The 10657-nt window shown below is 61.7% G+C and carries 12 protein-coding genes; 9 read left to right on the top strand and 3 right to left on the bottom strand.

Features of this window, described 5'->3' with window-relative positions:
* The first annotated feature begins 313 nt into the window (after window positions 1-313).
* The 5 genes from ACTJGZ_RS14690 to ACTJGZ_RS14670 all read left to right on the top strand — a co-directional run bounded on the left by ACTJGZ_RS14690 (window position 314) and on the right by ACTJGZ_RS14670 (window position 4750).
* Complete coding sequence (locus ACTJGZ_RS14690) at window positions 314-1162, top strand: energy transducer TonB (protein WP_441663649.1); 849 nt, start codon at window positions 314-316, stop codon at window positions 1160-1162.
* A 161-nt stretch (window positions 1163-1323) separates the two neighbouring features.
* On the top strand, window positions 1324-2304 hold the full coding sequence (locus ACTJGZ_RS14685; protein WP_441663650.1) for a MotA/TolQ/ExbB proton channel family protein: 981 nt from the start codon (window positions 1324-1326) through the stop codon (window positions 2302-2304).
* Entirely contained in the window at window positions 2304-2819 is a 516-nt protein-coding gene (locus ACTJGZ_RS14680; RefSeq protein WP_441663648.1) for an ExbD/TolR family protein, read from the top strand. The genes ACTJGZ_RS14685 and ACTJGZ_RS14680 overlap by 1 nt, the downstream gene beginning before the upstream one ends.
* Window positions 2820-2963: 144 nt before the next feature.
* Entirely contained in the window at window positions 2964-3635 is a 672-nt protein-coding gene (locus ACTJGZ_RS14675; RefSeq protein ID WP_441663647.1) for a response regulator, read from the top strand.
* Window positions 3623-4750, top strand: a complete 1128-nt coding sequence (locus ACTJGZ_RS14670) for a sensor histidine kinase (RefSeq protein WP_441663646.1) — start codon at window positions 3623-3625, stop codon at window positions 4748-4750. The genes ACTJGZ_RS14675 and ACTJGZ_RS14670 overlap by 13 nt, the downstream gene beginning before the upstream one ends.
* 259 nt (window positions 4751-5009) lie before the next feature.
* Here ACTJGZ_RS14670 and argF read toward each other — a convergent pair whose 3' ends face one another.
* The gene (argF, locus tag ACTJGZ_RS14665) at window positions 5010-5948 is read right to left on the bottom strand and encodes an ornithine carbamoyltransferase (RefSeq protein ID WP_441663645.1); all 939 of its coding nucleotides are present in this window, start codon (window positions 5946-5948) and stop codon (window positions 5010-5012) included.
* Window positions 5949-6376: 428 nt separating this feature from the next.
* On the opposite strand from argF, the gene ACTJGZ_RS14660 reads away from it, so the two are divergent.
* Window positions 6377-6673, top strand: a complete 297-nt coding sequence (locus ACTJGZ_RS14660) for a DUF3579 domain-containing protein (RefSeq protein ID WP_441663644.1) — start codon at window positions 6377-6379, stop codon at window positions 6671-6673.
* Window positions 6674-6744: 71 nt separating this feature from the next.
* Here the strand turns inward: ACTJGZ_RS14660 and ACTJGZ_RS14655 are convergent, their stop codons facing one another.
* On the bottom strand, window positions 6745-7698 hold the full coding sequence (locus ACTJGZ_RS14655; RefSeq protein WP_441663643.1) for a 2-hydroxyacid dehydrogenase: 954 nt from the start codon (window positions 7696-7698) through the stop codon (window positions 6745-6747).
* 94 nt (window positions 7699-7792) lie between these two features.
* Complete coding sequence (locus ACTJGZ_RS14650) at window positions 7793-8419, bottom strand: PAS domain-containing protein (RefSeq protein WP_441663642.1); 627 nt, start codon at window positions 8417-8419, stop codon at window positions 7793-7795.
* 422 nt (window positions 8420-8841) lie between these two features.
* On the opposite strand from ACTJGZ_RS14650, the gene ACTJGZ_RS14645 reads away from it, so the two are divergent.
* The 3 genes from ACTJGZ_RS14645 to ACTJGZ_RS14635 form a co-directional block, all read left to right on the top strand.
* Window positions 8842-9837, top strand: a complete 996-nt coding sequence (locus tag ACTJGZ_RS14645; RefSeq protein ID WP_441663641.1) for an LLM class flavin-dependent oxidoreductase — start codon at window positions 8842-8844, stop codon at window positions 9835-9837.
* A gap of 55 nt (window positions 9838-9892) precedes the next feature.
* Window positions 9893-10411: a serine protease inhibitor ecotin gene (gene eco, locus ACTJGZ_RS14640; protein WP_441663640.1), complete on the top strand. Its 519-nt coding sequence runs from the start codon at window positions 9893-9895 to the stop codon at window positions 10409-10411.
* A 2-nt stretch (window positions 10412-10413) separates the two neighbouring features.
* Window positions 10414-10657 (top strand): CidA/LrgA family protein (locus tag ACTJGZ_RS14635; RefSeq protein ID WP_441663639.1); only part of this gene is annotated, 244 nt, incomplete at its 3' end.

The raw sequence follows: 10657 nt of genomic DNA, 5'->3' as shown, positions 1-10657 counted from the left end.
GGGTTGCCCGCCACGCGCATTTGGATACGGCCCCGCCAGCCCTGGCGACAGGCAGTTCAGAAGTGATTTTTTATTTTCTGGCAGAGATTCTGGCTTGTCTAATAAGGCAGATCACTGCAGAATGTCTGCGATCCATTGTTTTCTGTCAGGGAAACAAGAGGGAATTCGCCTCTTTTTGTAATTCAAGTGGGATATCGAGTTGTGAATAAGTCCCATTTATTTTACAATTTTCACTTGCCTGATTGAATGTCTTTCTCAGGCTGTTTCTCTGTCATGGGGCGGACAGCCGCCAGCTAAGCGATGTTTCCTTTTCATGCTTCATAACTTAAACGACTGGTCCACGCAGCGCTATCCACTTGGCCTGCGTATCGGTGCCGGTGTGGCTGTAGTCGCCTTGCATGCTGCCTTGTTTGGCGCAATGTTCCTGGCCGAAGGCGATCCTCCTGTACAGGAAGAGCCTGAGGCGGTAATGGTGCGCTTTGTGGAGATCGCTCCTGATCCCCAGCTTGCTCAGGCACCTCAGGCCGACACACCCCCTGCGCCGCCTCCGCCTCCTCCGGTCAAGCCGGAACCCGAGCCTGAGCCCGAACCCGAGGAGCCTGAGGTCGAACCAGACCCCGAGCCTGAACCCGTGGTCGAGCCCGAGCCGGAGATCAAGCCGCCGGTGATCGAGGAGGCCCCCAAGGTCAAACCCAAGCCCAAGCCGAAACCCAGGCCCCGGCCCGTAGCGCCGCCTGTCGTGACGCCGGTGCAGGAGCCCGTGGAGGATGCGCCGCCCTCAGAGGCGCCGCCGTCGGAGTTGCCGCCTAGCGGTGACCCGGACGCCAAGGGCACGCCCAGCGGTCCGCAAACGGGCACGCCGCCGAGCCAGCCGCGCCTGATCGGTCAGGTGGATTACCTGGGGCGCCGCCCCTTGCCGGATTACCCGCAGGCGTCGCAACAGCGCCGTGAGCAGGGCCGGGTCGTGATCCGCGTGCTGATCAACACCAATGGCGAAGTGGAAGATGCCCAGGTGCAGCAGTCTTCCGGGTATGAGCGTCTGGATCGTTCGGCCTTGGCCGCAGCGCGCAAGTCACGCTTCAAGCCTTATACCGAGAATGGTGTGCCGCATCCGGCCATGGCGGATATCCCGTTCGATTTTGTCTTGAGAAACAGACGTTGATTTCAGGCGTCCGCCTCTTGAAAAGGCGGATGCCGCTGGTTTTTAATCCAATCGGATCGCAGCACGCCGCAGCGGCAAGCGACCATAAGTATTTGTCATGAGGAAATGAGATGTCCGATACCTTGATTACGCCGACAGTGTTGGCCCAAGTGTTGGCGCAGGTGTCGCCGGGGGCGGATGCGGCGAGCAATACTGGCGCAGCCGCAGCCGCAGGCGCGGCTGGAGCGCAACAGGCTGGTGCTGCATTGCAAGCGGGCGCGGAAAGCGCCCAGCAAGCTGGCGCCGCCTTGCAGTCCGGCGCGGAAGCTGCCGCTGCCCAGGCTGATGCCACCTTGCAGGCAGGCGCTGATCTGGCTTCCGTGCTGAGCCAGCAAGCCGCCAATGCCAGCGCCGGCGCCGCCGAGCAAAGCATGGGCTTTCTGCACTTCGTGGGGCAGAGCGATGTCGTGGGCAAGGCCCTGTTCATCATTCTGCTGGTGATGTCGCTGATCAGCTGGTACCTGATCGTCGTCAAGGCCATCAGCAATTACCGCACCCGCAAACGCGCCCGCGCTTTCCTCGACAAGTTCTGGAATGCTAGCTCGCTGGAGCAGGTTGAAAACGAAATCATCACCCATGGCGCCAATGACCCGTTCTCGCACCTGACCAGCCACGCGGTCTATGCGCAGAAACACCATGCCAAGTACGGCGCGACCAAGCTCGAAGACTCGGGCAGCAATGGCGACTTTGTCAGCCGCACGATGCGCAAGGTGATAGACGAAGAAACCTCGAAGGTGGAAAACGGCCTGACCGTGCTGGCCTCGGTGGGCTCCACGGCGCCGTTCGTCGGTCTGTTCGGTACGGTGTGGGGCGTGTATCACGCGCTGGTTGGTATCGGCATGTCCGACGGCATGACGATCAACCGCATCGCCGGCCCGGTCGGCGAAGCGCTGATCATGACGGGCCTGGGCCTGGCCGTTGCCATTCCGGCAGTGCTGGCATTCAACGCTTTCGTGCGCAGCAACCGTGTGCTGCTGTCGCGCCTGGATGCCTTCGCCTATGATCTGTTCGCCTTCCTGAGCACTGGCCAGCAAGTTGAATTGTCCGACGGCAAGCTGCGCGCGCTGCAGCGCCGCGGCGCCAATACCAAAGGAGCCAACTGATGGCTTTCGGCAGCTTTGACAGCAAGCAGAGCGGCGGCCATACCATGTCGGAAATTAACATGGTGCCGCTGATCGACGTGATGCTGGTCTTGCTGGTTATTTTCATCATCACGGCGCCTTTGCTGGCGCACTCGGTACGCATCAACCTGCCACAGGCCAGCTCCGAGCAGATCGAAGAAAATCCCAAGACCATAGACCTGGCGATTGACGCAGGCGGCGTGGTGTTCTGGAATGAAGATATCGTTCTGCTCGACGATCTCGCGGGCCGTTTCGCCAGCATTTCGCATGAGCGCCCGCAGCCTGAAGTGCGTATCCGCGCCGATCTGAACACCCGCTACGAAACCCTGGCGCGTGTGATGGCCAGCGCCCGCCGTTCGGGTATTGCCCGCATCGGCTTCATTACCCAGCCGGGCGCGCCTGGCTCGGCCACCGAAGGCGCTGCCAGCGGTGCCGCAGGTAATGACGCCGCAGGCGGTGCTGCCGCCCCGGCAGCCGCTGCGCACGGCACGCACTGACCTCGCACTCGCTTAGGCCGGCCTGGCGGTTTTCCCGCCAGGCCTGACAAACCCCTGAGCAGAAACACCCCGGAAGCGTTTTCTCGTTTCCGGGGTGTTTTGTTTTGATGTTCCGCCTGCATGCGTTCGGATAGAATTCATGACATGCGAGTACTCCTGATAGAAGACGATGCCACGCTAGGCCATGCACTGCGGGAATTCCTGCAGGATCAGGCTTATGCGGTTGATTGGCTGCAAAACGGTACCCAGGTGCAGAGCGCCCTGGATGGCCATTCCTATGATCTGCTGGTGCTGGATCTCAACCTGCCGGATGCGGACGGGCTGGATATCCTGCAGCGTATCCGTGCGGCAGGTGATGACGTTCCGGTCTTGATTCTGACGGCACGCGACAGCCTGAGCGACCGTGTCCAGGGGCTGGACGCCGGTGCCGATGATTATGTCGCCAAGCCTTTCGAGCTGGCCGAGCTGGCCGCGCGCGTGCGCGCGCTGGCCAGGCGCAGGCTGGGGCAAGCCCAGCCGCTGCTGGAAGCGGGTTTGCTTTCCATGGATACGGTCGGGCGCGAAGTCAGGGCGCAGGGCGAACGCCTGGGTTTGTCGGCCAGGGAGTTTTCGGTGCTGGAAATGCTGATGACACGCCTGGGCAAGGTCGTGACCAAACGCCAGATCGTGAATTCCTTATCGGCCTGGGATGCGGATTTCAGTGAAAACGCGGTAGAGGTCTATGTGTACCGCTTGCGCAAACGTCTGGAAGGGTGCGGGGTGAGCATACAGACAGTGCGCGGCTTCGGCTATGTGCTGGAGCCATGCAGCGAGTAAATAGCAGACCGGCTTCGCCCGGCAGCATTCTGCGCCGCGGTTCACTGGCGCGGCATTTACTGGTTCGCCTGCTGCCGCCGATTCTGGCGCTGGTGTGTGTCGATATCGGGGCAACCTGGGTGCTGACGCACAAACTGGAAGCCTCAACCTGGGCACTGGAAGATGTGTTCTGGTTCATGGTGGCCGGGCAGCTTGCGTCCTTGCTGCTGTTTGCCTGGGTGCTGCTGGTCGGCGTGCGCTCAGGGCTGAAAGGGGTGACGGATCTTTCCGAATCTCTGGGTGAGCGCAGCGCGGAAGATTTGCAGGCGCTGCCCTCAAACAACCTGCCGCTGGAAATTGCGCCGCTGGTGGAACGTACCAATGAATTGCTGGCGCGCCTGGATGCCTCCATGGCGGCGCAGCGGCGGTTTATCGGCCATGCCGCGCACCAGTTCCGCACCCCCCTGAGCGGTTTGAAGCTGGAATCCGAGCTGATGCTGGCGCGTTCGCTGCCGGAAGACATAGAAGCCAGGGCGCGGCGGATCAAGTCGGTAACTGACCGCATGATCCGCCTGGGGCAGCAATTGCTGGTGCTGGCGCGGGTGGATCCAGGCGTCAGGCCGCAAGATAGCTTTGTCTCCATGGATTTGTGCGAATGGGCCAGGCATAGCGGCGCGCGCTGGCTGGGCAAAGCCAGGGAAGCTGGTCTGGAACTGGACCTGAGCGCGCCCCCGCATCCGGTCTGGATAGACGGCGACCCTTTGCTGCTGGATGAACTGCTGGGTAACCTGATTGATAACGCGCTGCGTTATGCGACAGGCGCGACCATGCTGCGCCTGCGTATCAGCAGCACGCCGCCGGTGCTGGTGGTCGAAGATGACGGCATTGGCCTGGCGCCGGCAGAGCAGGAGAAAATCTTTGAGGCCTTTTACCGTGGCCCCTCTGCGGTGCAGGGCGGGGCAGGGCTGGGCCTGGCCATTGTGCGGGAAATTGCGGAAGCCCATGGCGCCTGGTGGCGCCTGGAAAGCAAACCTGCCTTGTCAGGGACGCGTTTTAGCGTGGTCTTTCCTGGGCCGCGCAAGGGCACGGTGCTGAATCGCCAGGAACGCCGCAAGTGGGAATCCAGGGAAAACTGAGTATTTCGGCGCGGCGCTGGAAAAAGACTGGCACAGCAAAAAAGACTGGTAATGGGTTAACGGGCAAAGCGTTGGAAACGCTGGAAACACGAGAGGCCGAAAAGATGAGAGTCCGGAAAGACTAGAGACCAAAAAACAAGGGGCCGGAAACATCCGGCCCCTTGTTTTTGCCATGCCGCCATTCTTGCACCCGCCTTGCCGCAGCCTGCCTTGCGACAGAAGGGCGGCGCCGGGGGAGTGGCGGCAGGGGTGTGCAGGCTCAGCGCTGGCCGATCAGCAGGAATTCCATCAGGGCTTTTTGCACATGCATGCGGTTTTCCGCTTCGTCCCAGACCACGCTTTGCGGGCCGTCTATGACTTCGGCAGTGACTTCTTCGCCACGGTGCGCCGGCAGGCAGTGCATGAAGACGGCATCCGGGTTGGCTTGCGCCATCAGGCGCTCATCCACGCGCCAGCCGGCAAAAGCGGCGCGCCGCTCGGCATTTTCGGCTTCATAGCCCATGCTGGTCCAGACGTCCGTGGTGACGAGATCTGCGCCACGGCAGGCCTCAGCAGGGTCTTCGAATTGCTTCAACACCGAGGCGGCGGGCTGGCCGATACGCGCGGGGTCCAGGGCATAGCCTGCCGGCATTGACACATGCAGGGTGAAACCCAGCAATTCGGCGGCTTGCAGCCAGGTGTAGGACATATTGTTGGCATCACCAATCCAGGCAACGGTTTTGCCTGCGATAGGGCCGCGATGCTCGATGAACGTGAAAATGTCCGCGAGAATCTGACAGGGGTGATATTCGTTGGTCAGGCCGTTGATCACCGGTACCCGGGAATGGGCGGCGAATCGCTCGATACGGGTTTGCTCAAAGGTGCGGATCATGACCAGATCGACCATGCGCGACACCACGCGCGCCGTATCTTCAATGGGCTCGGAGCGGCCCAATTGGGAATCATTGGTCGTCAGGTGAATGACCGAGCCGCCCAGCTGATACATGCCGGCTTCGAAGGAGACTCGCGTGCGCGTGCTGGCTTTCTCGAACACCATGGCCAGGGTGCGGTCGTGCAGGGTCAGATGCGGGATGTAGCGCTTGAAGTCATCTTTGATGATGCGGGCGCGGTCGAGCAGATAGAGGATCTCTTCGCGGGTCAGATCGGTGAATTGCAGGAAGTGACGCAAAGGTGCTGCTTGTTGGGATGTCTGGTTCATGGTTTTCTGCGTGATGGTTCCTGCGCCGGGCAGTTTGTGCAGCGCAGCATGTGAAGCACTCCGGCCCACCGGCCAGCGCTCTCCGTCACGGCAGGCGGAGCATCCAGCCCAGCCGCGATTACCTGACTGAATACCGGCATCCATCCGGTGCCGGCCTTCATTCAGACATGTGACAGAGCCATCTATCATACCTGACGGGCGTGAAATGAGAGAAAAATGGCGGCCAGGAGGCGCTCTGACGCGCTTGGGTGCGGCGCAAAAACCCGGTTTATGCCGGGCGGCAGGCGGCTGGCGCAGACTGCGCAGCCATACCGAAAGAGGCAGGTATAGGTTCTATCAGATACAATCCCTGCGCAAGCAAGTTGCAGCGCCGGACATTCGTCTTGGTCGGGCAGCTTGCCAAGCCTGTTGATTCTGGTGCATTTTCCATGACAGACCAAGTAAGCCAACACATTATCCACGGCGTGACAGAATCGGGGCAGCGCTTCCGCCCCAGTGACTGGGCCGAACGCCTGGCGGGCGTGATGGCTCCCTTCCGACCGGTCGGTTCCCCGGCCAGTCACCTGACTTATTCCCCTTACGTCGTGCCTACGGTCATCGACGGTGTACGTTGCGTGGTGGTGGATAACCGCCTGCGCGAGCTGGAGCCTCTGGCCTGGAAGTTTGTCATCGGCTTTGCCCATGACAACGGTCTGAAGATCAGCGAGCGCAAGGGCGGCGACTGATTTCCGCCTGACGCCCGCCAGACAGGCGCCACCCTTGCGGCGGCAGCCTGCCCGTGAGCCTGGACGCCGGTTCAGACTGGCGTGACCACCTTGCCGGTGGCCAGGAAGCTGCGCAGATTATCAAAAAGCAGCCCCACCATATCCGCACGGGTTTCCACGGTCGCGCTGCCTATGTGCGGCAGGAGCACAACCTTGCCGGATTGCTTGAGCGCGTCCGGCACTTTGGGTTCGTGGGCGAACACGTCCAGTCCGGCCGCGCCCAGACTGCCATCTTCGAGCGCCTGCACCAGGGCATGCTCATCGACCACGGAGCCGCGGGCAATGTTGATCAGCGTGCCCTCAGGCCCGAGCGCGTGCAGGACGGCCTGGCCCACCAGCTGGCGCGTGCCGTCGCCGCCGACAGCCGCCACCACCAGGAAGTCCGACCAGCGGGCCAGTTCTTCCAGGCTATCAGCGTAGCGGTAGGGGACATCCGTGCGGGCGTGACGGTTGTGATAGCGGATATCCATGCCGAAACCTTCGCCGCGCTTGGCGATGGCGCTGCCAATGCGGCCCAGGCCGAGAATGCCCAGCTTGCGGCCGCTGACGCGGCGGCCCAGGGGGAAACCGCCGTGCACCGCGCCCCAATGTCCGTCACGGACAAAACGGTCGCCTTCGGCGACGCGGCGCGCGCTGGCCAGCAGCAAGGCCCAGGCCAGGTCTGCCACGCAATCCGTCAGGACATCAGGCGTATTGCTGACCTGGATGCCGCGCTGATGGGCCGCTTCCACGTCAATGGCATCAAAACCGACCCCCCAGCTGCAAATCGCTTTTAGCTGAGGGAGCGCCTGCATGGTGGCCGCGTCACAACCGCGTACCGCTGTCGTGACCAGGGCGCGTATGGCCGGGCCTTCCTGTTTGAGTACGGCAGCGCGATCTTCGGCCTTCCAGAGCGGAACGACGTCATACAGGGATTCCAGGCGCTCTTGCGCGCCCGGCGAGCCGGCCAGCGGCCCCAATTGCAGGATACGAATTTTTTCAGTCATGGCAGGTCAGGCAGAGAAGTCAGTGAAAGACGAAAAAATCATGCCATGACCATGCGCCCAAGTGCAAACCGCGCAAACCGCAAAAACCGCGCGCTCAGGCCGCGGCGGCGGGGAGGCTGTCGTCCGCGGTCTGGGGGAAGGCAAGCAGCACGGCGCCGCCTTGCTTGTCATCGAGCAGGCGGGCCTGGATGCGCCCGGTGGGCAAGTGCAGTTCTATGCCTTCCGACCAGCCATCCTGTTTGCCGGCGTAGGAAACAAAAGCGGGCATGCGCAGGATATTGCTCAGGCGAAAGCCCAGGTCTTCGGGCAGATTGAGGTTCAGAATCCGTTCTGCATTCTGGTTGCACCAGGTTAATTGCAGTTCGCCATCCAGGCGCAGGACGCCGAAGGGCAAAGCGTTCAGCATGGTTTGCCAATCGTCGAAGACCGCATGCGCCTGTTCCGTCTGTTTGCGCAAATGCCGGTGCTGGCGGTAAATGTTGGCGATCAGTTTGTCGTAGCCCCGTAATTCGGCTGGCGGCGTGCTGTCGAGCTGCACCGACCAGTGCAGCAGGCGTTGCTGGCGGCGCCTGCTGCGCCAGTACAGCAGCAGGATGCCCAGCGCACAGGCCAGAATGCCAGCGTAGCCGCCCAGGGTTGCCTGCAGCGCGGCAGCAATGGCGAAGACCAGCAATAACGGAAGGGGAATGGCAAAGCTTGAAGGCGTAAGGGGGACTTGCATGTCGTGTCGTATGAAATCAAGACTAACGAAATATAACCCCTGAAACAGGGGATGCCGGACACATTAGCTGCTATTGAAATCGCTTTACGCTGCATGAATATGACCGTGCCGGCGGCTGGCGGGCGGGCTTGCCCGCGCCGCCAGCGCGCTAGCCGCCTGCGGGGCGATGGCTTGGCGGGCAGGGGGCTGATGTTACATATTTCGCCGTGCGCAGGCGCAAACCCTGGCGGCATCAAGGCGCCAATGCTGGGGATGGCAGAGAAACCCTTTCAGGATAGTGCAGCCTCTGCCATGTAAGAGGGTGTGCGTTACGATGCGGAATTCAGCTTTCTGCTTTCCTGGCCGGCAGGCAATCCGTGATGCCGTGCTGAGGCGCGGCGCGCGCCGCTGGCGGGACAGAACAGCAGTATTTTGGAGACACTATGGCAGAAATTTCGATTCTGGATCTGGCCCGCATCGGCCAGGATGCCGACGCGGGCGCCGCCTTGAAGCGGTCCAGGGATTTGGCCGCGCATGCCGAACAATGGGGCTATTCGCGTTTTTGGGTGGCAGAACACCACAATATGCAGGGCATCGCCAGTTCCGCGACCTCTGTCGTCATTGGCTATATCGCTGCCGGCACCAGCCGCATCCGCATTGGCGCGGGCGGCGTTATGCTGCCCAACCATTCGCCGCTGGTGATTGCCGAGCAATTCGGCACCCTGGCCAGCTTGTATCCCGGCCGTATTGACCTGGGGCTGGGGCGCGCGCCAGGCACGGATCAGGCCACCTTGCGGGCGCTGCGCCGTCATCCGGCAGCGGCAGACCGTTTCCCGGAAGATGTGCTGGAATTGCAGGCTTTGCTGGCTCCGGCGCGCACCGGGCAGACCCTGTTTGCGGTGCCTGGGGTCGGCCAGGAAGTGCCGTTGTGGATTCTTGGTTCCAGCACCTTTGGCGCCCGGCTGGCTGCCGAGCTTGGCCTGCCGTTTGGCTTCGCTTCGCATTTCGCGCCGGAATACCTGCTGATGGCGCTGGAAATCTACCGCAGCAATTTCCGGCCATCGCAGCAACTGGCGCGTCCGCATGCCATGGTCGGCGTCAATATCATTGCTGCCGCCAGTGAAGAGCAGGCCCGCCGTTTGGCCACTACCCAGCAAATGTCCTCGACCAACCAGATGCGTGGCACACGGGGGCTGAGCCAGCCGGCGATTGATGACATCGACACCTACTGGACAGCGGATGAGGCGCGCCGCGTCAGGCAGAAGCTGGCCCGCAGCATTATAGGCACGCGTGATAGCGTGGCCGAGGGCATTGCGCGTTTGCTGGAAGAGACCCAGGCTGACGAGCTGATGATCGTTTCCGATGTTTATGACTTCGAAGACCGGCTGCGTTCTTATGAGCTGATTGCTCAGGCGCATGCGCTGGCGGCCGGCGTATAGTGGGCAGCCGGCAGCACCGTCCGTTTTTTATTCTCTTGCCATAAGGAGATTCACCATGACAGAAATTTCCCGTGATAACGCCTCGGGCCTGTTGCTGCGCCGAGTGCTGGCGATGGCTGGCCTGGGCCTGGGTATGATGTTCGCCGCCGGGGCGCAAGCCGCCGATGCGGCCGACCTAAAACCTTTCCCGGCTGCCCAGGCAGGCCAGACGCGCTATGTGCTCAATCTGGAAAGCCGCCCCGTTGAAGAAGATTATGAGGTGCAGCTGATCGTCGGCAAAACCTTGCCAACCGATTGCAATCACCAGTGGTTCATGGGCAACCTGTCTGAAGAAACCGTGCAGGGCTGGGGCTATGGCTATTATGTGCTGAACCAGGTGAATGGGCCTGCCAGCACGTTGATGGGCTGTCTGGATAGCGTCAAGAAAGACAGTTTCGTGAGCGTTCAGGGCGACGGCTTCAAGGTGCGCTACAACAGCCGGCTGCCGCTGGTGGTGTATGTGCCGGAAGGGTTCCAGCTGCGCTACCGCTTGTGGCATGCCAGTGATGAAACCTGGGAAGTTGCCGCGGACTGAAAATGCTGGAAACTTTTGCAATTCTGATGCTCTGTCAGGGCGTCGGCGAGGGTGTTGGCCGTTTGCTGCACCTGCCCATCCCTGGGCCAGTACTGGGGATGGTGCTGTTATTTTGCCTGCTGCGCGCGCGCCCGCAGCTGCTGGCCCGCATGGAAGCCACTGCCAACGCCTTGCTGCAGCATCTCTCCGTGCTGTTCGTGCCGGCTGGTGTGGGCATTATTGCGGCCTTCAGCATGCTGCGTGAAC

This window comes from Kerstersia sp., assembly GCF_052103615.1.
Classification (GTDB): domain Bacteria; phylum Pseudomonadota; class Gammaproteobacteria; order Burkholderiales; family Burkholderiaceae_B; genus Kerstersia.
This window is presented reverse-complemented; position numbering and strand designations above follow the sequence as displayed.

Bases quoted from the DNA above. Each gene is read 5' to 3' on its own strand.
- ACTJGZ_RS14690 (WP_441663649.1), top strand. From the start codon at position 314: ATGCTTCATAACTTAAACGACTGGTCCACGCAGCGCTATCCACTTGGC.
- ACTJGZ_RS14680 (WP_441663648.1), top strand. From the start codon at position 2,304: ATGGCTTTCGGCAGCTTTGACAGCAAGCAGAGCGGCGGCCATACCATG.
- ACTJGZ_RS14675 (WP_441663647.1), top strand. From the start codon at position 2,964: ATGCGAGTACTCCTGATAGAAGACGATGCCACGCTAGGCCATGCACTG.
- ACTJGZ_RS14670 (WP_441663646.1), top strand. From the start codon at position 3,623: ATGCAGCGAGTAAATAGCAGACCGGCTTCGCCCGGCAGCATTCTGCGC.
- argF (WP_441663645.1), bottom strand. From the start codon at position 5,948: ATGAACCAGACATCCCAACAAGCAGCACCTTTGCGTCACTTCCTGCAA.
- ACTJGZ_RS14660 (WP_441663644.1), top strand. From the start codon at position 6,377: ATGACAGACCAAGTAAGCCAACACATTATCCACGGCGTGACAGAATCG.
- ACTJGZ_RS14655 (WP_441663643.1), bottom strand. From the start codon at position 7,698: ATGACTGAAAAAATTCGTATCCTGCAATTGGGGCCGCTGGCCGGCTCG.
- ACTJGZ_RS14650 (WP_441663642.1), bottom strand. From the start codon at position 8,419: ATGCAAGTCCCCCTTACGCCTTCAAGCTTTGCCATTCCCCTTCCGTTA.
- ACTJGZ_RS14645 (WP_441663641.1), top strand. From the start codon at position 8,842: ATGGCAGAAATTTCGATTCTGGATCTGGCCCGCATCGGCCAGGATGCC.
- eco (WP_441663640.1), top strand. From the start codon at position 9,893: ATGACAGAAATTTCCCGTGATAACGCCTCGGGCCTGTTGCTGCGCCGA.